The sequence below is a fragment of the Aliidiomarina iranensis genome (assembly GCF_003987135.1).
GTDB classification, from domain to species: domain Bacteria; phylum Pseudomonadota; class Gammaproteobacteria; order Enterobacterales; family Alteromonadaceae; genus Aliidiomarina; species Aliidiomarina iranensis.
Genome location: NZ_PIPJ01000002.1, coordinates 352,119 through 377,106, shown reverse-complemented (window position 1 = coordinate 377,106; position 24,988 = coordinate 352,119). Strand labels below are relative to the sequence as shown.

The following is a 24,988-nucleotide window of genomic DNA, read 5'->3' as shown; positions in this document are numbered from 1 at the left end:
CAGTGGTGAAAATTCATGAAAAGAAAGGTTCAGAGCAAATGACAAAAGATGCGCCAGAATTACCGAATATGAATCGTTTGCTGGATATCATGGCGGCATTACGAAACCCTGAAGGTGGCTGCCCTTGGGATTTGAAGCAAACGATGGAGAGTTTAATTCCATATACCATCGAAGAAGCGTATGAAGTGGCAGCAGCGATTACAGAAGGAAACATAGAAAATATTCGCGATGAGCTTGGCGATTTAATATTTCAAGTGGTGTTTTATGCTCAGTTAGCAAAAGAACAAGGCGAGTTCGATTTTGATGGCATTGCTGAGGCAATTGCCGATAAGTTGGTGCGCCGCCATCCTCATGTATTTGCCGATGGCGAAGTTGCTGACGCCGAAGATGTAAAACGCCAGTGGGAACTTATTAAAAAACAGGAACGAGCAGATAAAGCCACAGATCGCAGCGTTTTTGCCGACATTCCATCGAACCTACCGGCAATTCTGCAGGCTTTAAAAATTCAAAAACGGTGTGCAGCTGTTGGCTTTGATTGGGATGAGCCGGAGCAAGTGTTAGCTAAAATTAGCGAAGAAACTCAAGAGGTTGCAGAGGAACTTAGCGCTTCGGAGCGGCATCAAGAGAAGGTGGAAGAAGAAATTGGCGATCTACTTTTCGCCACTGTTAATTTGGCTCGACACTGTAAAGTAAATCCAGAAACGGCTTTGCGCCGAGCCAATGTGAAATTTATGCAGCGTTTTCGGGAAGTGGAAAGGCTTGCTGAAGAGCAACAAATTAACCTAGATAATGCGGGCTTAGCAAGGTTAGAGAGCTTATGGGGAACAGCCAAATCTAATCTCAAGGCTTGAAAATAAAAGGGTTAACGAAAGAGCCGAGCGCTTTTGTTAACCCGCCTCGAACACTACAACCTGATGGCTTGCAAGCGTTTAATACGGAAAAGAACTTGGCTAAATGCACTTTATTCATTGTTGCTAAGGCGATGCTAGAGTATACTGTTTTCCCGTCTTTACATCCTTTTCCTTGAACCATTTACCCTAATGCAGCAGGTTTTGCATGGCGACTAAATATATTTTTGTAACCGGCGGTGTTGTTTCTTCGCTGGGGAAAGGTATTGCGGCGGCTTCGCTAGCTTCGATATTAGAAGCGCGCGGACTCAAAGTAACTATCATGAAACTGGACCCATACATCAACGTGGATCCAGGCACAATGAGCCCCATTCAGCATGGCGAAGTTTTCGTTACTTGCGATGGTGCGGAAACCGACCTCGATCTTGGCCACTACGAACGTTTCATTCGTACCCGCATGACCAAGAAAAATAACTTTACCACCGGACGTGTATACGAAGATGTTATTCGTAAAGAGCGCCGTGGCGATTTCTTGGGCGCTACTATCCAAGTAATTCCGCATATTACCAATGAGATTAAGCGCCGTATTATTGAAGGCGCGGAAGGCTATGATATTGCCTTGATCGAAATTGGTGGAACGGTAGGCGATATTGAATCGCAGCCTTTCTTGGAGGCAATCCGCCAGTTATCGGCTGAAATAGGCCGGCAGCGCACATTGTTTATTCATCTTACTTTGGTGCCATTCCTAGGCGCTGCGGGTGAAGTAAAAACCAAGCCCACCCAACATTCAGTGAAAGAGCTGCGTTCTTTGGGTATTCAGCCGGATATTTTGATTTGCCGTTCTGATCGCAGTATCCCCGCGAATGAGCGTGCGAAAATTGCATTATTTACCAATGTTCCGGAACGTGCGGTTATCTCGTTAAAAGATGTTCCGAGCATCTATAAAATTCCAGCCATTTTGAAATCTCAAGGCCTCGATGAGTTTGTGCTCGAGCGTTTTGCTATTGAGGCGCCGGAAGCTGATTTAGCCGAATGGGAAAAGGTTCTATATTTAGAATCGAATCCGGGGGGTGAAATTACCATTGGTTTTGTGGGTAAATATGTAGAATTACCCGATGCTTACAAATCAGTGAATGAAGCCCTTGCGCATGCGGGTTTACATAACCGGCTTACGGTGAATATTCGTTACATCGATTCACAAGATGTTGAAACGCGCGGTGTAGTTAAGCTTGAGGGCGTTGATGCGATTTTAGTGCCTGGCGGCTTTGGTGGCCGTGGCATTGAAGGTAAGATTATGGCGGCGCAATATGCGCGCGAAAATAATATTCCTTATCTAGGCATTTGTTTAGGTATGCAAATTGCGCTGATTGAATATGCCCGCAATGTAGCGGGCCTAGCCGATGCAAACAGCACTGAGTTCGATGAGCAGAGCCCACATCCGGTTGTTGGCTTAATCACCGAATGGATGGATGAAAGCGGCCAGCAAGAGATTCGTGATTCTGGTTCCGATCTTGGCGGTACTATGCGCCTAGGTGCCCAGCAGTGTCATTTGCTCGACAACACGAAAGCGCGTGCGATATATGGGCAAAGTACCATTGAAGAACGCCATCGCCATCGCTATGAAGTGAACAATAATTATCGTGAGCAACTTGAACAAGCCGGCATGCGATTCAGTGGTTTATCAGCCGATAAACGGCTCGTGGAGGTGATTGAAATACCAAATCATCCGTGGTTTGTAGCGGCCCAGTTCCATCCTGAATTCACTTCCACGCCACGGGATGGACATCCACTTTTTGAAAGCTTTGTAGCGGCGGCGCAGGAATATCAGCAAAGCCATCGTGATAGCAAAATTAAGGTTTAAGGATTTTTTATGAGCACGATTGTAAAAATTATTGGCCGAGAAATTATGGATTCTCGCGGTAACCCAACCATTGAAGCCGATGTGTATTTAGCCGATGGCAGCATGGGCCGCGCTGCTGCTCCTAGTGGGGCCTCAACCGGTAGCCGGGAAGCACTGGAATTGCGAGATGGCGATAACAGCCGTTATCTTGGCAAAGGTGTATTAACAGCGGTAAGCCACGTGAATGGCGCAATTGCAGAAGCGTTGCATGGCATGAATGCCCTTGAGCAAGAAGCGGTTGACCAAACTATGCTCGACCTTGATGCTACCGAGAATAAAGAAAAACTTGGCGCGAACGCTATTTTAGCGGTATCGCTTGCTGTTGCAAAAGCGGCCGCGGTGAGTAAAGGCGTAGCGTTATTTGAACACATTGCTGATTTAAACGGTACTAGCGGTAAATACAGCATGCCGTTGCCAATGATGAATATCTTGAACGGCGGTGAACATGCCGATAACAACGTAGATATTCAAGAATTTATGATTCAACCGGTGGCTGCGAAAAGCTTTGCGGAGGGCTTGCGTGTGGGCGCTGAAATTTTCCATGCCCTAAAAGCGGTATTGAAAGGCCGTGGCTTAAGCACCGCAGTGGGTGATGAGGGTGGTTTTGCCCCCAACTTAGCATCGAACGAAGAAGCCCTTGCGGTGATTTCGGAAGCAGTAGCCAATGCCGGTTACAGCTTGGGCAAAGATGTAACTCTCGCGCTTGATTGCGCTGCATCAGAGTTTTATCGTGATGGTAAATACCATTTGAGTGGTGAAGGTAAAAGCTTTAGCTCAGCTGAGTTTGCTGATTACTTAGCCGACCTTAGTGCGCGCTACCCCATTGTTTCTATTGAAGATGGCCTTGACGAAAGCGATTGGGAGGGATGGAAAATCCTAACCGATAAGATAGGGGCTAAGGTGCAGCTCGTGGGCGACGATTTATTTGTAACCAACACCAAAATCTTGAAGCGTGGTATCGATGAAGGGATTGGCAATTCGATTTTAATTAAATTCAATCAAATTGGCAGCCTAACTGAAACCTTAGCGGCTATTCGTATGGCACAAGAAGCTGGCTTTACTGCGGTAATTTCCCACCGTTCTGGTGAAACAGAAGATGCTACCATCGCCGATTTGGCTGTGGGTACGGCAGCAGGGCAAATTAAAACCGGTAGTTTATGCCGTTCCGACCGAGTGGCTAAATACAACCAATTGTTGCGCATTGAGGCACAACTTGGCGATGTAGCCTACAAAGGCCGCGCGGAAGTGAATGCAGCGCAATAGGCACAGTGGTTAATGGTGATGCGAGCGGGGCAATCGGAAATATTTAATCCGGTTGGCTTTGATAGCCAATTCGCTGAGTTGTGCAATGCGCTTTATGCTGCAGAATTGCTGCAACTCAGTGAGCCTCCCGGGCAATCAGCTCATAATGATATCGGCTTGTTGCGCCGCCGCCTCGGTAGTTTAAGTTATTACGTGCAACGGGCGGCGCATGCGCTGCTAGCGAGCGCAAATAAACCCGGCCAAGGCTTGCAACTTGACGTGCACAGCGCTGCTTGGTTAGCAAAACAAAAATTGCAGCCGCCAACCGAAAATACGCCTGATAAATTATGTAAATGGCTAGGCCAGCACGCTGTTTTAGCCTTGCCTTTGCCGGTATGGGTAAAAACCGCGGGGGTGATTCGCGTATGCCTCGATTCAATCGATGAAGTAGATATTGAGGCGCAACGTTTGCATCTGAATCAGTTTGGTTGGTTTGATTTTCACGGTAACCCGAAAGCCTCTGATTTAAGTGCGGATGTAGGTAGCCTGCGGCTCTTGCTGCCAAGTAAAAATAGCATAACGGCGGCCTGCTGCGGCCATCAATGGAATGCCAGTGGCCGCATTCAACCCCACGCATTGAGTTTGCGAACCTTGTTATTAACGGCAACGGTGCAATGGCCAAAGTTTACCGGTGTTGATAAGTTGCCCTTTTAACCTGCAGGTGTCGGTGGTAGATTAACAGCAACGAAAAATTGCGATAACTCGAGGTTGATATGCGTTTATTAACGGTGATTATTATTGGTCTCGTACTCGCGCTGCAATATCGAATTTGGTTCGGCGAGTACGGCATGAAAGATTACCGAGAGCTGCAGAGCGACGTGGCGCGGCAGGCTGTTACCAATGAAACCTTGGAGCAACGCAATCAGTTAATAGCGGCGGATATTGACGATTTACGCAATGCTATGGAAGCGGTAGAAGAACGCGCTCGCAATGAGCTCGGGTTGGTTCGTCCGGATGAAACCTTCTTTCGTTTAATTAGTGTTGATGAGCAGGAACCTGATGCATGATTGCAGTAATCCCGGCCGCAGGAATTGGCCAGCGGATGGAAGCCTCCCTTCCTAAGCAGTATTTACAGTGTGCCGGTGAAACCTTGTTAGATCACAGTATCGCTGCGATACTTGCAGAACCTCGCATTAGTAAAATTTTCCTCGCCTTACACGAAAATGATCATTGGTTTGCAAACAGCCGATTTGCTGATCATGAGCAAATACAAGTGGTTCAAGGTGGCGCGAGCCGAGCTGAATCTGTAGTAAATGCGTTATCGGCGGCCATCAATACTTTTCCTTCTGATACGTTAGTAGCTGTGCACGATGCAGCAAGGCCGGGGCTTCCCTTAAAATTGTTCAGCGAGTTGTTAGATGTCGTGAACGAGAATCCCGAACAAGGCGCCTTGTTGGCGTTACCGGTGCACGATACGGTGAAATATAGTACAGAGAAAGAGGCTGCTGCTAACGGCGGGTTAACCCAAACAAAAGATGCCGGAATAGGCCGAAACATAGTAAACAAAACCCTGGTTCGCGATCATATTTGGTTGGCGCAAACCCCACAGGTGTTCCGTTTGGGCGATTTGCAAAAAGCTTTGAGTTTGGCTGCAGAGCAGGGTAATGATATCACCGATGAGGCTTCGGCAATGGAAACGTTGGGTGCGCAGCCTATTCTAGTGCCCGGCAGTAAAAAGCTGCTGAAGGTTACTACACCTGACGATTTAGCATTAATCGAATTTTATTTAACAACTGAGCAAAATGAGGCTAGATAAGTGCGAATAGGGCAAGGTTTTGATGTGCATAAATTTGCTGGTGATGGCCCGGTAAAGTTAGGCGGAATTAGCATTGATTGCGATCAGGGTTTACTAGCTCATTCCGATGGCGATGTAGTGTTACACGCGATCTGCGATGCATTTTTAGGTGCTATAGGTAAAGGCGATATTGGTGTGTGGTTTCCCGATACCGCCGAGGAATTTGCCGGTGCCGATAGTGCTCGGTTATTAGAAACGGTATGGGCAGCGGTGAAAGCCGAGGAATATGAGCTTGCGAATTTAGATGTTACGGTGATTTGCCAGAAACCGAAAATCAATCCCCATCGAGCCGCCATGCAAGAGCGCATTGCAACGATACTCGCAGTGCCTAAGAGCCAAGTAAACATCAAGGCCACAACCACTGAAGGTTTAGGGTTTACCGGCCGCAGTGAAGGCATTGCAAGTATGGCTGCGGTTTTATTAGTTGCTAGCAATACGGCTAGTTCTTAATCTGAGATTACAAAAATAGGACATTTCCATGAGCCAATCGGCGCAAGAAAATAAGCATTTGCAAAACGCGCAAGAATGGCATGGGCAATGGCAACGGAAATATCCGGGTGCGGTGCCAAGCGGTACGTATAAAACGCAGCACAGTGATTTTGTGGTACATGAAAACCTCGGCTTCGTACCTGAAGCGGTAGAAAAAGGCCAACATCATTGGCTTTACCTTGAAAAGCAAGGCATGAATACGGCTCAGGTAGCGAAAAACATAGCGCGCTACTTGGGTATTTCTGTGCGTGATATTAGTTTCTCTGGTATGAAAGATCGCTTTGGGATCACGCGCCAATGGTTTTCGGTAGAACTGCCCGCTTTGCAAGAACCCGATTGGCAAGCATGTATTCAGGAAAGTTTCGCCGCGGGTGTAGTGCAGTTACTGGAGCATGTTCGGAGTCACCGAAAGTTGCGCCGTGGTGTGCATAAATCGAATAGTTTTCGTATTGTGCTGCGAGATATAAACGATATGGCGCTCTTACAATCTCGTTTAGAAATCATCCAGCAAGGCGTGCCGAATTATTTTGGTGAGCAACGATTTGGAATTGCCCGCCAAAACCTTTCCCAAGCACTGGCAATGTTCGCGGGAAAACGCATTAAAAACCGCGATTTGCGTGGTATCTTATTGTCATCAGCGCGTTCTTGGCTATTCAATCACTACTTGAGTGCTCGAATGCACGAGTACGGTGATGATTTAATGTCAGGTGATGTGTTTATGCTAAGTGGTAGCCAATCGTTTTTTACCGCTGAAGTTATTGATAGCGATATTGAAACGCGTTTGGCGGCTGCCGATATTCAGTTGTCTGGGCCGCTATATGGCGATGGTGAGATTTTAGCCAGAGGTTATTCAGCGGCTTTTGAACAAAGGGTTTTAGGCGAGTGGCCAGAATTCACTACAGGTTTAAGCAAAGCCCGGCTTCGGCAAGAGCGAAGAGCGTTATGGCTGCTGCCAGATAATTTTCAATGGCAGCCTTTAGCTGATCATGCCGAAGGCAATGCGGTTGAACTGAGCTTTGATTTACCAACAGGTACATTTGCAACGGCGTTGCTCGCCGAGCTGGGTGAATTTGTAAGTGGCGAACGGAAAGAATTTAATGAGGCAAAAGATGAGAATTCTACTCAGTAATGATGATGGTGTTCGCGCACCGGGGTTAGCGGCACTGTATAATGCGCTGAAAGAAATTGCGGATGTTACGGTGATAGCACCGGATAGAAATTGTTCAGGCGCGAGTAATTCCCTTACTTTACACAGCCCGCTGCGAGTTGAGCAACTCGAAAACGGCTTTTTTTCAGTAAATGGCACTCCAACCGATTGTGTTCATATTGGCACTAATTCGCCACTCGGGGAGGCGCCTGATTTAGTTGTATCGGGAATCAATGATGCACCGAATATGGGTGATGATGTGATTTACTCAGGCACGGTTGCCGCAGCCACTGAGGGGCGATTCGTTGGCTTGCCAGCTATTGCGGTTTCTATGGGGCAACATGGCCATGATTACTATGAAACAGCCGCACGAGTTGTTGCTGATTTAATAAAAAAACTGCAAGAAAAGCCGTTAAAATCGGATTTTGTGCTAAATGTTAATGTGCCTTCGGTGCCGTTTGCGGATATCAAAGGTACACAGCTTACCCGCTTGGGGCGTCGTCATCGTGCGGAAAACATGGTGCGTGATAGCGATCCCTGGGGGCGTGAAATTTTTTGGTACGGCCCAGTTGGGCCGCAACGTGATGATGGGCCGGGTACTGATTTTGCAGCGGTAAGTGATGGGTATGTGTCGATTACTCCGTTAACGGTTGATATGACAGCGAAAGATGATGAGGAACGCGTACAAAAGTGGTTAGAAAATTAGCATGAGAGTGAATAATCATCAGGGTATGGCCCGCAGGTTAGTACAAAAGCTGAAAGATTTAGGTGTAAATGATGAGCAAGTTTTGCGTGTTATGGCGTTGTTGCCACGGCATGAATTTATGCCAGAATCGCTAGCTCACCAAGCTTATGATAACAATGCATTACCTATTGGTAATGGCCAAACCATCTCGCAACCATTTATGGTAGCGCGGATGACCAGTTTAATTATGCAGAATTCGCCGAAAAAAGTGTTAGAGATTGGCACTGGTTCGGGCTACCAAACGGCGGTTTTGGCTAAGTTAATTGATCAGGTTTACTCAGTTGAACGAATAAGTACTTTGCAGTATCAAGCAAAACGACGCTTGCAGCGGATGGACCTGCACAACATTTCTATGCGCCACGGTGATGGCTGGCAAGGCTGGCCGAGTAAGGCGCCGTTTGATGCGATCATTGTTACCGCCGCAGCTGCCCATGTGCCAGAAGCGTTAATTACGCAACTCAGCGAAGATGGTGGGCGCTTAGTTATTCCAGTAGGTGAGCAAAATCAAGAATTGCTTTTAGTAGAGCGCCAAGGCGATGAGTTCAAACAAAAAAGTGAAGGGGCGGTGCGCTTTGTACCCTTACTTAAGGGCGATTTAGCGTAAGTTAAAGTAGTGCTAATTCGCTCGATAGAAAGAAAAAATGATAAAAAATAGAATAATCATTTAATACGGTTTGTGTGCCGATAGAATCAGGGGGAACGCTTGTGCTAAAACGGATGTTGCGTATTTCGTTCATTGTACCTGCTATTTTTGGCGCTGTTGCTGTTATTGCACTTTCTGCCTGCAGTTCTTCCCATTCGCCTGCTCCGGTAGAATCGGTTTACCGGGGCGCTACGTTTCATGATTACGAACCGGCTTCGCTCACTAGCGATGTGTATGAGGTGCAGCGAGGTGAAACTTTGTACGCTATTGCGTTTCGCGCAAATATGGATCTTCGCGAGATTGCGCGATTAAATAACCTTACTGAGCCCTACACGATTTATGCTGGCCAAGAGCTGCGTTTGCGGCCTGCCACGAATACGCGCTCACAACGCACCGCAACAAACACTAATAATTCCACTACATCCTCTACAAATGTTATAGAAGATCCTATTGCCCCAACCCCCGCTAAAGAGTATGGTAGTACAGAATCAACTGCAGAAACCGATACAAAACAAGTGCCTGTACGTCAGGTGGTAGCGCCACAAGAGCGTTCCGTAGCCACCGCTGATATTCGTTGGCGATGGCCGGCGCAAGGTGAAGTAACGCGGCGTTTTTCCACCTATGAAACCGGTGGCCAAGGCATGGAATTTGCTGGTAATCGGGGTGATGCCATAATAGCAGCTGCCCCAGGGCGCGTTGTTTATGTGGGTACGGCATTGCGAGGCTACGGGCAGTTAATCATTTTGAAACATAATGATGATTATATAACAGCTTACGGGCACAATGATCGTGTGTTGGTAAGTGAACAGCAATGGGTTGAAGCTGGACAGCAAATTGCGACTATGGGAAGTACGGGTCGAAATGATGTAAGGCTAAGATTTGAACTGCGGTTTCGTGGTAATTCGGTGAACCCGGAAAATTACTTACCTCGAGGGCGCTAGTATAGAAAGGAAGTAGATAGGAGCATAAGCATGCGCGACAAGGAACAAAGCCCGCACGATAACGATGAAACTGAAGTTGCCGAGGATATTGAGTTTTCTGGCGATGGAAGCACCCTTATGGATAAAGATGGCGAAGACATTGACGCTGAACTTGAAGAAGCGTTAGCGTCAAAAAGTAAATACCAGCGCAAGCTTGATGCTACTCAGATGTACTTGAACGAAATTGGCTTTTCGCCACTCTTATCGGCCGAAGAAGAAGTGTATTTTTCCCGGAAAGCGCTGAAAGGCGATGCCAAAGCTCGGCAACGCATGATTGAAAGCAATTTACGCCTCGTAGTGAAAATCGCCCGCCGCTATCACAATAGGGGGTTAGCGCTCCTAGATTTAATTGAAGAGGGCAACTTGGGCCTTATCCGAGCGGTTGAAAAATTCGATCCAGAGCGCGGTTTTCGCTTTTCTACCTACGCTACGTGGTGGATTCGGCAAACCATTGAACGCGCCATTATGAACCAAACGCGCACTATTCGTTTACCCATTCATGTAGTGAAAGAACTTAACATCTATCTTCGAGCTGCTCGTGAATTGGCGCAAAAATTAGAACACGAGCCTACCGCAGAAGATATTGCTATCAGTTTAAATTTACCGGTTGAAGATGTGAACAAAATGCTGCGCTTGAACGAGCGGATTGCTTCGGTAGATACCCCTTTAGCCGGTGATGGTGAAAAAGGCTTGTTGGACATTATTGCCGATGATGTTTCTGGAAGCCCTGAGGGCATTTTGCAAGATGATGATCTTCGTGAACGATTATTGGTTTGGCTGGAGGCTTTGAACCCCAAACAAAAAGAAGTTTTGGCACGGCGTTTTGGATTATTGGGCTATGAGCCTGCTACTTTGGAAGAGGTAGGAAAAGAAATTGGCCTCACACGAGAACGTGTGCGGCAAATTCAAGTGGAAGCCCTTCGGCGCTTAAAAGAGGTTATGTTGCAGCAAGGGCTTTCCAATGAATCCGTATTTTCCGACGATTAACCAAGGCTAGCGCTTACCGAGTTGTTGCAGCTCATACAATAGCGCTAGCGCCTCTTTGGGGCTCATTTCATCGGGATTGCAGGTTTCTAGCCGTTCGATTCTCGGATCAGGCGCTGTTGTGAGTTGAAAACTTTCTCCGCTATCATTTTCGCCAAGGCGCTGGCGTGCTTGCGTTGGTAATTGAACCGCTTCTTCTGTTAGCGTGTTTTCCTCATTCAGCGGCAATTCCACTTGGCTGTGTTCTGCTTTTTTACTCTTCTTGCCGGTTTGTTCCAAAGCAGCTAAACGTAATTTTGCGCGCTGTAGCACTGCTTCAGGTACGCCGGCTAAACGCGCTACTTGTAAGCCAAAACTCCGGCTCGCGGGCCCTTGTTGAACCTGATATAAAAACGCAACTGCATCGCCATGCTCAGTGGCATCTACATGAACATTCGTGGTGTAGGGGAGTAGTTCCGCTAACTGGGTGAGTTCAAAATAGTGAGTAGCAAACAATGTCATGGCACGCTTTTCAACGAGCGCCTCGGCACTCGCCCAAGCCAGCGCTAAGCCATCATAAGTTGAAGTGCCACGGCCAATTTCATCCATTAATACCAACGAATGGGCGCTGGCGTTATGCAATATGTTTGCGGTTTCTGTCATTTCCACCATAAAGGTAGAGCGCCCTGAAGCTAACTCATCGGCGGCACCAATGCGGGTGAAGATTCTATCAATGGGCCCTAAGGTGGCGGATTTTGCCGGTACGAAGCACCCCGTATGGGCGAGCAAGGCAATGATCGCAGTTTGCCGCATATAGGTTGATTTACCACCCATGTTTGGCCCGGTAATAATTTTTAACCGTTTGTTTTCTGCAAATTCCACATTGTTGGCTATAAACGGCGATTCCGAGAAAGCCTCAACCACTGGGTGGCGGCCGCCTTCAATGTGTAATTCATTAGCGCTTGTGAAATTCGGTTGCACATAATTTAACGTTGTGGCCCGCTCGCTAAAGCACGCAAATACATCTAGTTCAGCTAAACGATAAGCTGTTGCTTGCAGTTCGCCGAGAGGGGCTTGTAGCCTCTCCAATATGCCTTGATAGAGTTCCTTTTCTAACGCTAAAGAACGGCTTTGGCTTTGCAGAACTTGTTCTTCGAAGGTTTTTAACTCCGGGATAATGTAACGTTCTGCATTCTTTAGTGTTTGCCGGCGCTGATATTCTGCTGGAACTTTATCTGCGGCTAATCGGCTCAATTCAATGTAGAAACCATGTACCTTGTTGTAACCAATTTTTAGATTTTGGATACCGGTGCGTTCACGCTCACGTTGCGCCAGTTGCTCTAATTGTTCGTTACCACCAGCGCTTAACTCTCGATAATGATCTAAATCGGCATGATAACCCTCACGAATAACGCCGCCATCGCGAATCAGAACTGGCGGATTATCGTTAATCGCTTGCGCTAAGAGTTGGTGAATATCGGCAAACAGGGGAAACTCTGGATAGTGCGCTTGTAACTCATGTTCACCAAGTAATGCGTTTATTTTCGGCAAGATAGCGAGGGCATTACGGAGCCGAGTTAAATCGCGCGGCCTTGCACTTTGCAACGCGATTCGGGCGAGTATTCGTTCGAGATCGCCAATATCTCTTAAACATAACTGTAAACTTTGCCAAGCTCCGCATTCCTTCAATGCGGCAACTACGTTTAAGCGTTGCTGTAAACGATCGATATTCCGAAGTGGCCGATGTAACCAACGTTGTAGAAGCCGACTCCCCATGGGAGTTTTGGTTTCATCTAAAACTGCGGCGAGGGTGTGGGTAGCCGTTCCTTGCAAGTTTTTGGTTAATTCAAGATTTCGCCGCGTGACACTATCTAAATGGATGGCATCGCGAGCAAATTCCTGCTGAATTTTTTGTAAATGGGGCAATGCCGAGCGCTGTGTATCTTTGATGTATTGGAGGATACAGCCCGCAGCACCAATACCTGGATGATTACTATCTAAACCAAAACCTGATAGATCGTGAGTTCCAAATTGCCGCAATAGCGCTTGCTCGCCGCTATCGGCCGCAAACTCCCAATCAGGACGCCGGCGTAAACTGGGCATCGATTTTACACTTTGTGGTAGGTTTAAACGCTCTGGATAGAGCAGTTCAGCAGGCTGTAAACGTTCTAGTTCACTCACTACAGCATCTGTTGAGGCATGGCTAGAAACAACAAAGCGGCCACTGGTTATATCAACTGCTGCTAGGCCCCAGGTATCATTTTGCAGTTGGCTAATGGCCACTAAAAGGTTTTCTTTATAAGGCTCGAGTAGGGCTTCATCACTCACTGTGCCGGGTGTAACGATACGCATTACTTTGCGCTCTACGGGGCCTTTGCTCGTTGCAGGATCACCAACTTGTTCACAAATGGCTACTGATTCACCGAGTTTAATTAAGCGCGCTAAGTAGCCCTCAACCGCATGATAGGGCACACCGGCCATAGGAATCGGGGCACCCCCAGATTGGCCGCGTTGAGTTAAAGTGATATCCAATAAATCGGCTGCGCGCTGGGCATCAGCAAAAAACAGCTCGTAGAAATCGCCCATCCGATAGAATAGCAAGATATCAGGGTGCTCTGCTTTAATCGCGAGATATTGCTGCATCATTGGGGTATGTTTGGATGCTGAATCAGCCATAAATGCCTATAATTCGTTGTGCAAATGTGTGAGTGTTAATTCTATGTGCTTTTGTGTTTATTTTCAGCCGCGAAAATGAATACAATCACGCCTAGGCAAACATAAAGGTATATCATGATAGCAAATTCCGCATTGAAATCATCTGTTCACGAGCTGGTTAAAAAGTTGAGTGAGCAGTTGTTAAACAAAGGCTATCGGCTGGCCACCGCCGAATCCTGCACTGGGGGTGGTATCGCCGCTCATTGCACAGATTTAGCAGGAAGCTCTGCATGGTTTGAAGGCGCTATTGTAAGCTACAGCAACGCAATGAAAATGAATCTTCTAGGCGTTAGCGCCAATATTCTTGAAGAGCATGGGGCTGTGTCAAAGGAATGTGCCGCAGCCATGGTAAGTGGCCTTTGCTCGCGGTTACATACTGAAGTTGGTATCAGTGTTACCGGTGTTGCAGGCCCAACTGGCGGTAGCAAGGAAAAACCGGTAGGCATGGTTTGTTTTGGTTTCGCCGTAGATAATAAAACCTGGACTGATATCCAGTACTTTAGTGGTGACCGTGCGCAGGTACGGGCGCAAAGTGTGCATCATGCGCTAACAAAATTAATAGAATATTTAGAGTAATAACAATATCTTAAATTTAAACTCATCAAATTATCGGAAGAAATAACCGAACAAACTTGATACTGTATGTATACACAGTATACTACTGAGTATCTTATGCAGGAACTTGGAGCTCAGCATGGCAACAAATGAAAATAAGCAAAAAGCACTAACAGCAGCCCTCGGGCAAATTGAACGCCAGTTCGGTAAAGGCGCGATTATGCGTCTTGGTGATAACCGAGCGATGGACGTTGAAGCAATTTCTACCGGCTCATTGAGTTTGGATATTGCGTTAGGTATAGGCGGTTTGCCATGTGGCCGAGTTATTGAAATTTTCGGTCCTGAATCAAGTGGTAAAACAACACTTACTCTACAAGTTATCGCAGAAGCTCAGAAACAAGGTAAAACTTGTGCATTCGTCGATGCTGAGCACGCCCTCGATCCAATCTACGCAGAAAACCTAGGCGTCAATATTGATGAGCTTTTAGTTTCACAGCCAGATACAGGTGAGCAGGCTCTTGAAATATGCGATATGCTCGTACGTTCTGCTGCTGTTGATGTGGTTATTGTGGATTCCGTTGCTGCATTAACACCGAAAGCAGAAATCGAAGGTGAGATGGGTGATTCTCACATGGGTTTACAGGCGCGTTTGATGTCGCAAGCGCTGCGTAAGCTTACTGCGAATATTAAGAAATCGAATACCATGTGTATCTTCATCAACCAAATTCGAATGAAAATTGGTGTGATGTTTGGTAACCCAGAAACTACTACAGGTGGTAATGCGCTTAAATTCTATGCTTCTGTTCGTTTGGATATTCGCCGTACTGGAGCATTGAAAGAGGGTGATGAAATTGTTGGTAATGAAACCCGAGTTAAGGTTGTAAAGAACAAAGTAGCACCGCCTTTCAAACAAGCCGACTTCCAGATTATGTACGGAAAAGGAATTTCGAAAGAAGGCGAATTGATTGATTTAGGTGTAAAACATAAGCTAGTTGAGAAGGCTGGTGCTTGGTATAGCTACAAAGGCGATAAAATTGGCCAAGGTAAGGCTAATTCAATGAAGTTCTTAGCTGATAACACCAAAATTGCCGCTGAAATCGAAAAGCAGTTACGGGATATGTTACTGTTAAAGCCTACTGAATCGCCAGAAGACCCGGCGCTCATCGCAGCGGAAGAAGAGCTTAAAGATTAAGTTCATCTATCTTAAAATATTAGGCTAGAATACAAGGGCAAAGCGCAAGCTTTGCCCTTTTTCTTATCCCGTTATTGAGTACCCAGTAATTCTTAAGGAATCAAGCAAATGAACGAAGTTGTAGTTGGTGTAGCGCTCGGCTCCGGTGCTGCACGAGGATGGGCTCATATTGGCGTGTTGCGTGCACTTGAAGATATGGGAATTAAAATAAATGTGGTAACTGGAACCTCTATTGGTTCTTTGGTAGGCGGAGCCTACGCGGCAGGTAAACTCGCTGAAGTAGAAAAGTGGGTTCGTGATATGGATCGTTGGGCTGTATTTAACTTACTCGATGTCGGTTTTAATAGCGGCGGAATGGTTTCTGGTGAACGTGTGTTTAATCACGCCCGTGAGCGGTTTGGGACATTAAAAATTGAAAGTTTAAGCTGCCGATATGGTGCTGTTGCAACAGATTTGTACACGGGTAAAGAAATCTGGTTACGGAAAGGCGATTTATTTGAAGTAGCACGCGCTAGTTGTGCTATGCCAGGTTTGTTATCACCGAAATCCTTTAATGGCCGTTGGTTAGTTGATGGCGCATTGGTTAACCCTGTGCCGGTATCGCTTGCTCGCGCGTTAGAGGCCGATTTTGTTATTGCAGTGCATCTGAATTCGCAAGTGCACGTGGATGAAGATGAGCCAGCCCACAACTTATCGCCAGAGAGCTCAGGAGATCAACCGGCTGCTGATGCAAAAGAGGTTGTTGGCGAGGATGATGATTCGGGAATGTTTCAGGGTTTTCTTGCTAAAAGCCAACTATACATGGATCAGATTCGTAATAAATTTAACCGGCAACCCAAATCGCCTGGTATGCTCGGGGTGATGGCCGGTTCAATCGATATCATGCAAGAACGCATTACCAAAGCTCGTATGGCCGGCGATCCACCTGACATTCTTGTGCAGCCAAAACTAGGTGATATTGGCTTACTTGAATTTGATCATGGCGCACATGCGATTGACTTGGGCTATGAAACAACGATGCGAATGAAATCTTTGATCATGGAAGAGTTGCGCATTATGAAGAAGCGCCGCAATGAGGGGCCAAGGCCAGCCCAGCGTTAAGGACTTATTCTTTAGCGGATCATCGTTAAGCGGATCATCGCTAAGCAGAGCATCGTTAAGCCGAACATCGTTACGAGTGTTAGTGAGCAAATCGCAAAACCATATAAGAAATAGGCACAAGATAATTAGGTTTACAGATAAAGCTATACATCTAAAGCTTCACGAACAAGTTGCGAGATGAAAAAAAGCCACACCTCGTTTGCTTCAACAGGTGTGGCTTTTCATTCTGATTTAACCTTAATACTCACTGAATAAGTGGTTTACCCAGTGAAACAAGTTTGCAGATATTAATCTGGGTTCTTTGCCATTTCACCTTCCATATCGTTAAACAAGGTTTGGATAGCATCGTTCGGATCTTCGGTTAATCTTGATACCACAACGATGGCAATAGTAGCAAACAACACACCAGGTACCATTTCATAAATATGCGTACTCAATGTTTCTCCGCCAATAGGCACATAAATCCAGAATAGAACCGTAAGCGCACCTACAATCATGCCGGCGAGGGCACCCCAACGGTTCATTTTCTTCCAATACAAGCTGAGAATGATCAGTGGGCCAAACGCTGCACCAAATCCAGCCCAAGCGTTACCTACTAAGCCAAGAATAGTGTCGCGAGGAACCCAAGATAAGCCAATTGCTACGATAGCAACCGCAAACACTGAAATTCGACCAACGGCAACTTGTACTTTATCGGTAGCATCTTTGTGCAAGAAACTTTTATAAAAATCTTGCGTCAGCGCACTTGAAGTTACCAACAACTGCGATGAAATCGTACTCATGATGGCAGCTAAGATAGCCGCGAGTAAGAAACCGCCTACCAAAGGATGGAAGAGAATTTGCGATAGAATGATAAAGATCGTTTCTGCGTTCGCGATCGAGCCATCAGCGTTCATGTAAGGATTACCAACTAAACTGGCACCTTCCATTTGTACGTAGGCGGCACCAGCTAGGCCTGTAAGCATCGCGCCAATAATGGCAACAATCATCCAAGTCATGCCGATGCGGCGGGCAACTTTAAAATCGCGTACTGAGCGGATAGCCATAAACCGGACAATAATATGCGGTTGGCCGAAGTAACCTAGGCCCCAAGCTAAAAGTGAAATAATGCCGAAGAAAGTAGCACCATAGAATGGATTCAACATGGCGGGGCTTAATTTCGCAACTTCGGTTGTTACTGGCCCTGTGCCACCGAGAATCATAAAAGCAGCAACCGGTACCATCACCAAAGCGATGAACATAATGCAGCCTTGAACAAAATCCGTCATGCTCACGGCTAAAAAACCGCCTATAAGAGTGTACGCCACAACCACACCCGCGGTAAGAACTAGCCCCCAGTGATAGTTCATCCCGAACGCGTTTTCAAAGAGGGTACCGCCAGCTACTAAACCCGAAGATGTGTACAAGGTGAAGAAGATGATAATAACCACAGCAGATACCAAACGCAGTAAGCGTGAGGTGTCGGCAAAGCGGTTCTCAAAGTAGTCCGGAATTGTAATCGAATCTTTTGCCATATAGGTGTACATGCGCAGGCGTGGCGCTACTACACGGTAGTTTATGTAAGCACCAATCACCAAACCTATCGCCAACCAAACTTCAGAGAAACCGGCCACATAAAATGCTCCGGGTAACCCCATCAACATCCAGCCGCTCATATCTGATGCGCCCGCAGAAAGCGCGGTAACACCCGGGCCTAAACGACGCCCACCCAACATGTAATCAGATAAATCGCTCGTTGATTTGAAATAACCATACACACCAATACCAAGCATGGCGATTAAATATAACACTAATGAGACTATCGTTCCCGTTTCCACAATAAGGCTCCTGTTTAAGTTCGCGTTCTGTTCTTGTTGGATTAATATCGCGTTTAATTAAAATTGCATGAAAAATAGCATTAAATATCGGGTACTAATTCGAAATATAGATTTAACTATTTAATGTTTTCAGAGCACGTAACATTAGAATGCATGCCTGAATAAGGCTCGGAAAGCTCAACACGCTAACAAATTCTTTACTCTTTCTCAAGAAAAGCCGTGTCTACGTTGCCATCACTTGGTGCGTTCGTAAGTTCAGAACGCAGTAATTTTTGCGTGTAGCTTTGCTGCGGGTTATTAAATACATCCACAACTGTTCCTCGCTCAACAATGGAACCCTCGTGCATTACAACCACTTCATCAGCAAGATGTTTCACAATTTCCGGGCTTTGTGAGATGAAAATGTAGGCAATACCGAGTTTGTCTTGAAGGTCTAACAAGAGATTAATGATCTGTGCCCGCACTGAGGAATCGAGCGTTGCAAGAGCTTCATCGGCTACCAAAACATCAGGTTTTAAGATAATTGCTCGGGCAATACTGGCCCGCTGTTTTTGCCCCGTAGACATCATTTGCGGATAGAACATCATGTGTTCGCCAAGCAAGCCCACTTGCTGCAAGGTTTCAATGATACGCTCTCGGCGCTGCACTGCATTTAAAGCTGAGTTGAACAGCAATGGCTCTTCCAATTGCTTGCCTAACGTGAGGTGCGGGTTCAGTGATGCCTCGGCATCTTGAAAGATCATTCGTATGTGCTTTGAACGTTGTTGGTAATCACCCGGTATTAAGCGCTCCCCGGCGAAATAAATATCCCCCGAGGTTGGGGTTGCGGCTCCACTAATAAGTGCTGCGAGCGTAGATTTTCCCGAGCCATTTGAGCCCATGATCGCGAGTGTTTTTCCTTTAGCCAAAGAAAAACTTGTTGTTTTAACTGCATGAAAAACCCGAGCTTTGAAAATCTTATTTCGCTCAATATAAGTTTTAGTTACATCCTTTACTTCCAACAGCGTACTCATTTTTTGCCCTCATCAAGATGTAAAGGATAATGGCATGCCACTTGTCGATCCTGCCGTTTTTCCAAGCTTGGCGTTTTTACGCAAGGCGGCCGTGCATACTGGCACCTTGGCCCTAAACGGCAACCTATTGGCAAATGCTGTAACGTTGGCTCTGCGCCTGCTAGCGTAGGTAAGCGTGTACGTGGCGGCATCTTCGCATGGCGATACAGCGATGTGTTCAATAGTGCCTCGGTGTATGGGTGAGAAGGAGATTCAAGCAAGGCATCAGCACCCCCGGTTTCCATGATTTGGCCACTGTAAATCATACTTAACCGCTGAGTTTGCTGCATAATGGCGCCGAGGTCTTGGCTGATCATAAGAATCGACATACCATAACGGGCATGCAATTGTGCGAGCAGCCGATAAATTTGCTGGCGTGTAGCGGGTTCCATTGTGCTCGTGGGTTCATCGGCAATAAGAAGCAGTGGCCTATGAGCGATGGCGCTAGCAATCATGATCTTTTGTGCCGCGCCTTCTGATAATTGATGAGCGTAGCTGTTCATCATGGCCTCGTGATCTTTAATACCCACTCGGTGCAAAAGCGACGCTACTTTTGCTTTTCGCTCTGATTTTCGCTTAAAGAACGAACCAGATAAATCTTGATTAAGCACGGCCTCGCTGAGCTGGGCGCCTATTGTTATGTTTGGATCCAGATAGCTTTTGGCATCTTGAAAAATCATCGCAATATCTACGCCAATAATTTCACGCCGCTGTTTTGCTGTTAAATTAAGTAAATCAGTGTCTTGAAACCAAAGCCTATCAGCTTGAACTTCCCAGCGTGGGCTAAGAAATCCCATAATAGCCCGCGCAATCAAGCTTTTGCCTGAGCCCGATTCACCCACAAGGGTATGAATCTCACCTTCATCAACTTGTAAACTCACGCGATCCAGAACATTGACGCGGCCATTTGCAGTGTTAGTAGAAATCGTAAGGTTACGAATATCAAGTAACATGGCTAGCGCTCCAATTGCTTTTGAATAGCGATTCGCAGAGTTTCGCCAACTAGATTTACACTCACCAGAGTTACGAATAAGGCGATTCCGGGGAGCGCCATAACCCAAGGAGAAATGTAAGCGACCTCTAAACTCTGTGCGAGCATCGAACCCCATTCTGGGGTAGGCGATTGCGCCCCTAAACGTAAAAAACCAAGGGCGGCAATATCGAGGATTGCGATTGAGAGGCCAATGGTAAGTTGGATTACCAACACTTTTACGATATTCGGGAAAAACACCATAGTTAATAAGTAAAAATCACTAACGCCGTTTAAGCGGCTCGCCGTTACATAGGGCTTTTGCCGCTCATCTTGGATGGCATTGCGGGTAACGTGCAAAAACTGTGGAATTAGCACCAAACCGATAGCGAGAAGCGCATTACTTAATCCGGGGCCGGTGATAGCAATGATAATGAGTGCCAAAAGCAAAGATGGTATCGACATCAATACATCTAATAAGTGTTTTAAGGTAGAGCTTTTTACGCCCACCGTTATGGCGGCGGTGGCACCTAGCGAGATACCGATTGCCGCAGAAGCCAACACCACTAAAAATGGATAGCCAAAAGTGTAGCGCGCACCATAAATGATGCGGGTTACCATATCGCGGCCCAACTCATCAGTGCCAAGTAAAAACCGAATGTTACCGTCGTCTGACCAGGCGGGCGGCAATGAAATGGCATCGAGCATTTGTTCGTTCGGGCCATAAGGTGTGAGCCAGGGGCCGAACATACTGAGAAAAATAATAAAAATTAGAATATACAGTGCTGCGCGCGCCAAAGGGTTGCGATTAAACTCAAGCCAAACTCGTTCAAGGGGCGAGGGGGTGCGTTCTTCGTAATATAAGTTAGGACGCGGCATTAAGGTCCTTCCTTACCTGCGGATAACGCCAGGAATGAATAAGATTTAAGCCCACATGCACGCAAAGAATGAGTGCTGCAATCATTAATAAGCCGCCTTGAATCACTGGGTAATCACGCTCATAAATACTCCGAATCAGCCAGCTGCCAATTCCTGGCCAAGAAAAGATGACTTCAATAATCATGGTGTTTGTAATCAACAAGCTCAGCATGCTGCCGAGTTCGCGAATAACATTCTGCATCGTATTTGGAATCGCATGGCTGGCAATAACGCGCCGGGTTGATAATCCTTTTGCATAGGCTGAAGTAATATAGTTCTTATCCAGTACATCAAGCATACTACTTCGGGTTAACCGAATCAGTAACATCATGGGCATCACGGATAACACTAAAACAGGCAGCATAATGTGGCGAATGGCGCTGCGTAAAGCGAGTTCAATGTTCTCCGGTTGCGTAATAAAAATATCGAGAAGGATAGAGCCTGTTAGTGGTTCAATATGAAATAAAGGATTAATTTGACCGGCAATGGGAAGCACGCCCCAATGCACTGCCACAACCAAAATAGCAATCTGAGCAAACCAAAAAACGGGTATCGAATACCCAGATAAGCTAATGCTCAAGATAATGTGGTCAATTGGTTTACGAAAATTCAAAGCGGCGAGCACCCCAAAGGCAATGCCCGGAATAATTGCAAGTAGCATGGCTAATAAGGCGATTTCAAGGGTAGCGCCGAAGCGTAATTTTAACTGCTCAAACACGGGATCAGCATCGAGTAACGAGATGCCCCAATCGCCGCGGAACAAATGCTCTAAATAGAACCAATATTGCACAAGGATGTTGTGGTCGAAACCGCGCGCCTCAAATGCTTCTGTGTAGCGTAAAGTATCGTCGGTAAAGATACCGCTGCTATTTGTCACCGGGTTGCCAGGAAACCAGTAGCTCAGGCAAAACGCAAAAACAGTAAGCAAGAACAAGGTAATAATAAGTAAGGCTAACTGGCGAAGCACGTATATGCGCATTACTGCTCCTCACTATTAACCGATTGCCGCGATACCTTGCGCAATTGAATACCACCAAATGGCTCGAGCTCTAACCCTTGAATATTCTGTCGGGATGCTTGAAAACGCACCGAGTGCGCAATGGGCAACAAAGGTACTTCTTGCGCTAAATGATTTTGTGCTTGTAAATAATAGGCCTCGCGAACATCGAGATCATTGCTTGAAATCGCAGCGCTAAGTAGCTCATCGAACATAGGATCACACCATTGGGCGCGATTATTACCCGATTCTTTCGCGGCGCAGCTGAGCAATGGGCGGAAAAAGTTATCCGGATCCGCATGATCAGCTGACCAACCAATGAGTACACTATCATGTTCTCCCAAACCTAACCGGCGGCGAAAGGTGCTCCATTCATAGGAAACGATATTCACTTGCACGCCAATTGCAGTTAAATCGGCTTGAATACGCTCAGCCATTAAGCGTGCATTAGGATTATATGCCCGTTGCACTGGCAGCGCCCAAATTTCCATACTAAAACCGTTTTCATAGCCAGCTTCGGCTAAAAGGGAGCGGGCAAGCTCCGGATCGTAGCGATAGGCACTCGGTGTGGCATGATGAGCCCAGGATGTATTGGGCAAAATAGAATCGGCTCTTACTGCATGATCAAAGTACACCGTATTCAAAATAGCATTACGATTTACCGCATGGGCTAGCGCTTGGCGAACGCGTGGATCATCAAATGGGGGCCGCTCAGTATTGAAAGCCCAGAATGCTGTATTCGGGCTGATAGTATCTTGCAGTGTTATTTCAGGTTTATCACGGAGCCACTGAATATCGCGAGCAGGTGGATAGGGAGAAATATCACAATCTTGAGTTAGTAGCATAAGCATACGCTTGTGATCGCTTTGTGCTATGCGAAATACGAGCTGCTCGCTTGCAGCGGGTTCACGCCAATAATCAGCGTGGCGAATATAGCGCACCATCACATCTTTACGGAATTGGCTAAATTGAAAAGGGCCGGTGCCGATCGGCTGTGAATCCATTTGCCAAGCGTTATTCTCGGCCAATAATTGCTGGCCATACTCAGCCGATAAGATAATTGCAAAATCCGAAGCCAAGTTTGCTAAAAAAGAACTATCTTGTTGCCGAATACGAATTTCAACCCGGTGTTCATCAATTGCTGTAACCGAGTGAATTAGCTCCGTAAGGCCTGAGGCAGTGAAAAATGGATAACCACGACCAGATACCGCGTGAAATGGATGATCCGTATCTAGCCAGCGGTTAAAAGAGAAAACGACATCCTCCGCATTGAGAAAACGGCTTGGTTGAAACCACTCGGTGCGGTGAAAAGCAACGTTTTCACGGAGTTGGAATTGGTAACGCAAACCATCATTGCTAATTTCCCATGATGTTGCCAATGCACTTACAAATGTTTGCTGCTTGGCATCAAACTCAATTAAGCGGTCGTAAAGTTGTGCCGCGGTCATGTCGAGGGTAGTGCCTGATGTAACAAGCTGCGGATTAAATGATTCGGGGTTACCCTCAGCACAATAAAGCAAGCCTTTTAAGCTTTGCTCGGTTTCAGGTGCTGGGCTACAGGCACTCAACATGAATGCTGCGAAACCGAGGTTTAGGGCATGCCGAAGCTTATTCATCGCGGCTAGCCCCCTCAAGTAAATGATACTTTTTCAGATAGCCGCGAAGTTGGTGATAAGTAAGGCCAAGCAATTCTGCTGTTTTTTTCTGATTGAATTGGCAATTTGCTAGCGCATCAGTGAGTACTTTTATCTCAAAGTCTTGTGCTACCTGCTTGAAATCAAAGGCTTGATTCATATTAGGTAAGCGAATTGTTGAGTTGTTAGTTATTTCGCTCTGTGGGGACGTTGCTATGCTTACTAGCGATGTTTCAGCGTTTGCCTTAGTTGCTGCACTCTCGCTTGCAGCAAGATGCTCTGCCAAATGATCTTCCGAATTATCGCTCACATGGGAACCTAGCATTTCATGGGAGCGCATGGATTCACGGGGTTGCCAGGGGCTTGCAAAGGGGTCGAAAATAATATCATGAAGCGGCAAAGCCGCATTGTTTAGCCGATATAAACTGCGCTCAACAACATTCTTTAATTCCCGCACGTTCCCGGGCCAATGGTAGGCCAGCAGTTGCTCCTGTGCTTGCCGAGTGAAACCCTGAAAACATTCAAGTTCTAATTCTCTAGCCATTTGAATGGCAAAATGTTCGGCAAGTAACAATATATCATCACGTCGTTCCCGTAGGGGCGGTAGCGTAATGACATCGAATGCTAGCCGATCGAGCAAATCAGCACGAAATTCCTTTCTTGCCGCCAAAGCAGGGAGGTTTTCATTAGTGGCGGCGATTAAGCGAACATCAACTCTTACTGGTCGGGTACCACCCACGCGTTCAAATTCACCATATTCGATCACGCGCAGTAATTTTTCCTGCACCAGCGGCGATGTGGTGGCGAGTTCATCGAGAAATAATGTGCCTTTGTCGGCGCGCTCAAAACGGCCTTCATGACGCTTTCCTGCCCCAGTAAAAGAGCCTGATTCGTGCCCAAACAATTCACTATCAAGGAGGTTCTCATTTAATGCAGCACAATTTAGTTTTAGGTAGGTTTGTTCCCAACGCGAGGATAAGTAATGTAATCGGGCGGCAATGAGCTCTTTGCCTGTTCCCCTTTCACCGATAATAAGCACTGGTTTATTGAGAGGGGCTGCCCGTGATACATGTTCGAGCACTTCTAAGAAACTATTTGCTTGACCAATTAAATTATCGTTGTCTTGAAACCTAGACATTGAGGCGTTTTCCAATTTTTGTGTTGGGTTGGTTAATTTCACTAATAATTAGTCTAATTATCTAAATTAAACAATGCACATTTTTAG

At 46.5% G+C, this 24,988-nt stretch carries 23 protein-coding genes; 15 read left to right on the top strand and 8 right to left on the bottom strand.

Annotation, left to right across the window (positions count from 1 at the left end; genetic code table 11):
- Positions 1 to 38: 38 nt before the first annotated feature.
- The 12 genes from mazG (at position 39) to rpoS (ending at position 10,836) form a co-directional block, all read left to right on the top strand.
- On the top strand, positions 39 to 851 hold the full coding sequence (mazG, locus tag CWE08_RS04825; protein WP_126766149.1) for a nucleoside triphosphate pyrophosphohydrolase: 813 nt from the start codon (positions 39 to 41) through the stop codon (positions 849 to 851).
- Positions 852 to 1,056: 205 nt separating this feature from the next.
- A complete protein-coding gene (locus CWE08_RS04820) occupies positions 1,057 to 2,709 on the top strand; it encodes a CTP synthase (protein WP_126766146.1) in 1,653 nt (550 codons plus the stop codon).
- A gap of 9 nt (positions 2,710 to 2,718) precedes the next feature.
- On the top strand, positions 2,719 to 4,011 hold the full coding sequence (gene eno / locus CWE08_RS04815) for a phosphopyruvate hydratase (protein WP_126766144.1): 1,293 nt from the start codon (positions 2,719 to 2,721) through the stop codon (positions 4,009 to 4,011).
- A gap of 12 nt (positions 4,012 to 4,023) precedes the next feature.
- Positions 4,024 to 4,704: a hypothetical protein gene (locus CWE08_RS04810; protein ID WP_126766141.1), complete on the top strand. Its 681-nt coding sequence runs from the start codon at positions 4,024 to 4,026 to the stop codon at positions 4,702 to 4,704.
- Positions 4,705 to 4,763: 59 nt separating this feature from the next.
- Positions 4,764 to 5,057 (top strand): cell division protein FtsB, encoded by a 294-nt coding sequence (gene ftsB, locus CWE08_RS04805; protein WP_126766139.1) that lies wholly within the window; start codon positions 4,764 to 4,766, stop codon positions 5,055 to 5,057.
- Positions 5,054 to 5,806 (top strand): 2-C-methyl-D-erythritol 4-phosphate cytidylyltransferase, encoded by a 753-nt coding sequence (gene ispD, locus CWE08_RS04800; RefSeq protein ID WP_126766136.1) that lies wholly within the window; start codon positions 5,054 to 5,056, stop codon positions 5,804 to 5,806. Before ftsB ends, ispD begins: the two co-directional genes overlap by 4 nt.
- Positions 5,807 to 6,295 (top strand): 2-C-methyl-D-erythritol 2,4-cyclodiphosphate synthase, encoded by a 489-nt coding sequence (gene ispF / locus CWE08_RS04795; protein WP_126766134.1) that lies wholly within the window; start codon positions 5,807 to 5,809, stop codon positions 6,293 to 6,295. It begins immediately after the preceding gene.
- A gap of 28 nt (positions 6,296 to 6,323) precedes the next feature.
- Positions 6,324 to 7,463 (top strand): tRNA pseudouridine(13) synthase TruD, encoded by a 1,140-nt coding sequence (truD, locus tag CWE08_RS04790; RefSeq protein ID WP_126766131.1) that lies wholly within the window; start codon positions 6,324 to 6,326, stop codon positions 7,461 to 7,463.
- Entirely contained in the window at positions 7,444 to 8,187 is a 744-nt protein-coding gene (gene surE / locus CWE08_RS04785) for a 5'/3'-nucleotidase SurE (protein ID WP_126766129.1), read from the top strand. The genes truD and surE overlap by 20 nt, the downstream gene beginning before the upstream one ends.
- A gap of 1 nt (position 8,188) precedes the next feature.
- Positions 8,189 to 8,830, top strand: a complete 642-nt coding sequence (locus CWE08_RS04780) for a protein-L-isoaspartate(D-aspartate) O-methyltransferase (RefSeq protein WP_126766127.1) — start codon at positions 8,189 to 8,191, stop codon at positions 8,828 to 8,830.
- A 101-nt stretch (positions 8,831 to 8,931) separates the two neighbouring features.
- Positions 8,932 to 9,810 carry a peptidoglycan DD-metalloendopeptidase family protein gene (locus CWE08_RS04775; protein ID WP_241973831.1) on the top strand — a complete coding sequence of 293 codons (879 nt, stop codon included), beginning with the start codon at positions 8,932 to 8,934 and terminating at the stop codon, positions 9,808 to 9,810.
- Between the two features lie 30 nt (positions 9,811 to 9,840).
- Positions 9,841 to 10,836, top strand: coding sequence for an RNA polymerase sigma factor RpoS (rpoS, locus tag CWE08_RS04770; protein ID WP_126766125.1), 996 nt, complete (start codon positions 9,841 to 9,843; stop codon positions 10,834 to 10,836).
- 6 nt (positions 10,837 to 10,842) lie between these two features.
- Here the strand turns inward: rpoS and mutS are convergent, their stop codons facing one another.
- Positions 10,843 to 13,488, bottom strand: coding sequence for a DNA mismatch repair protein MutS (mutS, locus tag CWE08_RS04765; protein ID WP_126766122.1), 2,646 nt, complete (start codon positions 13,486 to 13,488; stop codon positions 10,843 to 10,845).
- A 114-nt stretch (positions 13,489 to 13,602) separates the two neighbouring features.
- Here mutS and CWE08_RS04760 point away from each other — a divergent pair, with 114 nt between their 5' ends.
- The 3 genes from CWE08_RS04760 to rssA all read left to right on the top strand — a co-directional run bounded on the left by CWE08_RS04760 (position 13,603) and on the right by rssA (position 16,375).
- Entirely contained in the window at positions 13,603 to 14,103 is a 501-nt protein-coding gene (locus CWE08_RS04760) for a CinA family protein (RefSeq protein WP_126766120.1), read from the top strand.
- Positions 14,104 to 14,221: 118 nt separating this feature from the next.
- Entirely contained in the window at positions 14,222 to 15,274 is a 1,053-nt protein-coding gene (gene recA, locus CWE08_RS04755; protein WP_126766117.1) for a recombinase RecA, read from the top strand.
- Positions 15,275 to 15,382: 108 nt separating this feature from the next.
- Entirely contained in the window at positions 15,383 to 16,375 is a 993-nt protein-coding gene (gene rssA, locus CWE08_RS04750) for a patatin-like phospholipase RssA (RefSeq protein WP_126766115.1), read from the top strand.
- 287 nt (positions 16,376 to 16,662) lie between these two features.
- Here rssA and putP read toward each other — a convergent pair whose 3' ends face one another.
- The 7 genes from putP to pspF form a co-directional block, all read right to left on the bottom strand.
- Complete coding sequence (gene putP, locus CWE08_RS04745; RefSeq protein WP_126766112.1) at positions 16,663 to 18,192, bottom strand: sodium/proline symporter PutP; 1,530 nt, start codon at positions 18,190 to 18,192, stop codon at positions 16,663 to 16,665.
- A 197-nt stretch (positions 18,193 to 18,389) separates the two neighbouring features.
- Positions 18,390 to 19,205 (bottom strand): ATP-binding cassette domain-containing protein, encoded by an 816-nt coding sequence (locus CWE08_RS04740; protein ID WP_126766110.1) that lies wholly within the window; start codon positions 19,203 to 19,205, stop codon positions 18,390 to 18,392.
- Positions 19,202 to 20,197 (bottom strand): oligopeptide/dipeptide ABC transporter ATP-binding protein, encoded by a 996-nt coding sequence (locus tag CWE08_RS04735; RefSeq protein WP_126766107.1) that lies wholly within the window; start codon positions 20,195 to 20,197, stop codon positions 19,202 to 19,204. Before CWE08_RS04735 ends, CWE08_RS04740 begins: the two co-directional genes overlap by 4 nt.
- Before the next feature lie 2 nt (positions 20,198 to 20,199).
- Entirely contained in the window at positions 20,200 to 21,093 is an 894-nt protein-coding gene (locus CWE08_RS04730; RefSeq protein WP_126766105.1) for an ABC transporter permease subunit, read from the bottom strand.
- Positions 21,080 to 22,111 (bottom strand): ABC transporter permease, encoded by a 1,032-nt coding sequence (locus CWE08_RS04725; protein ID WP_126766102.1) that lies wholly within the window; start codon positions 22,109 to 22,111, stop codon positions 21,080 to 21,082. Before CWE08_RS04725 ends, CWE08_RS04730 begins: the two co-directional genes overlap by 14 nt.
- Positions 22,111 to 23,745, bottom strand: coding sequence for an ABC transporter substrate-binding protein (locus tag CWE08_RS04720; RefSeq protein ID WP_126766100.1), 1,635 nt, complete (start codon positions 23,743 to 23,745; stop codon positions 22,111 to 22,113). Before CWE08_RS04720 ends, CWE08_RS04725 begins: the two co-directional genes overlap by 1 nt.
- Complete coding sequence (pspF, locus tag CWE08_RS04715) at positions 23,738 to 24,901, bottom strand: phage shock protein operon transcriptional activator (RefSeq protein WP_126766097.1); 1,164 nt, start codon at positions 24,899 to 24,901, stop codon at positions 23,738 to 23,740. Before pspF ends, CWE08_RS04720 begins: the two co-directional genes overlap by 8 nt.
- Positions 24,902 to 24,988: the final 87 nt, after the last annotated feature.

Excerpts from the sequence above, each read along its gene's own strand:
- mazG (WP_126766149.1), top strand. The coding sequence starts at position 39 with ATGACAAAAGATGCGCCAGAATTACCGAATATGAATCGTTTGCTGGAT.
- CWE08_RS04820 (WP_126766146.1), top strand. The coding sequence starts at position 1,057 with ATGGCGACTAAATATATTTTTGTAACCGGCGGTGTTGTTTCTTCGCTG.
- eno (WP_126766144.1), top strand. The coding sequence starts at position 2,719 with ATGAGCACGATTGTAAAAATTATTGGCCGAGAAATTATGGATTCTCGC.
- CWE08_RS04810 (WP_126766141.1), top strand. The coding sequence starts at position 4,024 with ATGGTGATGCGAGCGGGGCAATCGGAAATATTTAATCCGGTTGGCTTT.
- ftsB (WP_126766139.1), top strand. The coding sequence starts at position 4,764 with ATGCGTTTATTAACGGTGATTATTATTGGTCTCGTACTCGCGCTGCAA.
- ispD (WP_126766136.1), top strand. The coding sequence starts at position 5,054 with ATGATTGCAGTAATCCCGGCCGCAGGAATTGGCCAGCGGATGGAAGCC.
- truD (WP_126766131.1), top strand. The coding sequence starts at position 6,324 with ATGAGCCAATCGGCGCAAGAAAATAAGCATTTGCAAAACGCGCAAGAA.
- surE (WP_126766129.1), top strand. The coding sequence starts at position 7,444 with ATGAGAATTCTACTCAGTAATGATGATGGTGTTCGCGCACCGGGGTTA.
- CWE08_RS04780 (WP_126766127.1), top strand. The coding sequence starts at position 8,189 with ATGAGAGTGAATAATCATCAGGGTATGGCCCGCAGGTTAGTACAAAAG.
- rpoS (WP_126766125.1), top strand. The coding sequence starts at position 9,841 with ATGCGCGACAAGGAACAAAGCCCGCACGATAACGATGAAACTGAAGTT.
- mutS (WP_126766122.1), bottom strand. The coding sequence starts at position 13,488 with ATGGCTGATTCAGCATCCAAACATACCCCAATGATGCAGCAATATCTC.
- CWE08_RS04760 (WP_126766120.1), top strand. The coding sequence starts at position 13,603 with ATGATAGCAAATTCCGCATTGAAATCATCTGTTCACGAGCTGGTTAAA.
- recA (WP_126766117.1), top strand. The coding sequence starts at position 14,222 with ATGGCAACAAATGAAAATAAGCAAAAAGCACTAACAGCAGCCCTCGGG.
- rssA (WP_126766115.1), top strand. The coding sequence starts at position 15,383 with ATGAACGAAGTTGTAGTTGGTGTAGCGCTCGGCTCCGGTGCTGCACGA.
- CWE08_RS04740 (WP_126766110.1), bottom strand. The coding sequence starts at position 19,205 with ATGAGTACGCTGTTGGAAGTAAAGGATGTAACTAAAACTTATATTGAG.
- CWE08_RS04735 (WP_126766107.1), bottom strand. The coding sequence starts at position 20,197 with ATGTTACTTGATATTCGTAACCTTACGATTTCTACTAACACTGCAAAT.
- CWE08_RS04730 (WP_126766105.1), bottom strand. The coding sequence starts at position 21,093 with ATGCCGCGTCCTAACTTATATTACGAAGAACGCACCCCCTCGCCCCTT.
- CWE08_RS04725 (WP_126766102.1), bottom strand. The coding sequence starts at position 22,111 with ATGCGCATATACGTGCTTCGCCAGTTAGCCTTACTTATTATTACCTTG.
- CWE08_RS04720 (WP_126766100.1), bottom strand. The coding sequence starts at position 23,745 with ATGAATAAGCTTCGGCATGCCCTAAACCTCGGTTTCGCAGCATTCATG.
- pspF (WP_126766097.1), bottom strand. The coding sequence starts at position 24,901 with ATGTCTAGGTTTCAAGACAACGATAATTTAATTGGTCAAGCAAATAGT.